The sequence below is a fragment of the Nonomuraea recticatena genome, assembly GCF_039533245.1.
Taxonomy (GTDB): Bacteria; Actinomycetota; Actinomycetes; order Streptosporangiales; family Streptosporangiaceae; genus Nonomuraea; species Nonomuraea roseola.
In genome coordinates, this window is sequence record NZ_BAAATE010000136.1 from 1 (window position 1) to 860 (window position 860).

1 protein-coding gene is annotated in these 860 nt (G+C 69.2%); it reads right to left on the bottom strand.

The genetic code is table 11. From position 1 onward, the window contains the following. Window positions 1-29: 29 nt before the first annotated feature. Window positions 30-860, bottom strand: an 831-nt coding sequence (locus ABFX50_RS50760; RefSeq protein ID WP_346158513.1) for an IS3 family transposase, incomplete at its 5' end; no start/stop codon positions are given.

Below are 860 nucleotides of genomic sequence, written 5' to 3' on the forward strand. Positions count from 1 at the left end.
GGGGCTTCCACCCGAAGACTGGACACGGCTTATGCAGCTGATGCCAGCGTAGATGATGTTGAGTGGAAGGCTGTCTCGTAGGTCTGGGGAGCTCGTTGGCCGAGCCTGGAGTGGCGGCGTCGGGTGTTGTAGCGGCTGGCCCACCGGAACACCTCGAGACGGGCGCCGCGGGCGGTTGACCAGCTGGTGCGGCCTTGAAGCGTCTCGCGTTTCAGCGTGGCGTTGAAGCTCTCGGCCGCCGCGTTGTCGGCGCTGGATCCGACCGCTCCCATCGACTGGACGACGCCCAGTTCGGCGCACAGGTCCGCGAACTGCTTGCTGCTGTATTGCGCCCCGTGATCCGAATGGAAGATCACCCCGTCCAGTCCGCCGCGATCGTGGGCGGCGGCCCGCAGCGCATCGGCCACCAGCTCGGTGCGCATGTGGTCGGCGATCGACCAGCCCGCCAGCTTGCGCGAGCACAGATCGATCACCGTCGCCAGATACAGGTGCGTGCCGTCGGCGATGGGCAGATAGGTGATGTCGCCCACGTATCGCCGGTTCGGCGCGTCCGCGGTGAAGTCGCGCTGGAGCAGGTCGGCAACCTTGCGGCCGGAGGCCTCGGGCACCGTGGTGCGGACCTTCCTGCGCAGGTGCACGCCCACGATGGCGAAGGCGCGCATGATGCGCTCGACCCGCTTGCGGTTCACCAGGCGGCCCCGCTCACGCAGCTCCGCGGTGATGCGCGGCGCTCCGTAGGTGCCGTCATGCTCGGCATGGATGGCCCGGATCTGTTCAGCGAGCGCCTGGTCCCGGCGCTGCCGCTCGGCCCGCGCCGGCGCCGCCGACAGCCAGTGGTAGAAGCTGGAGCGGGCGATCCC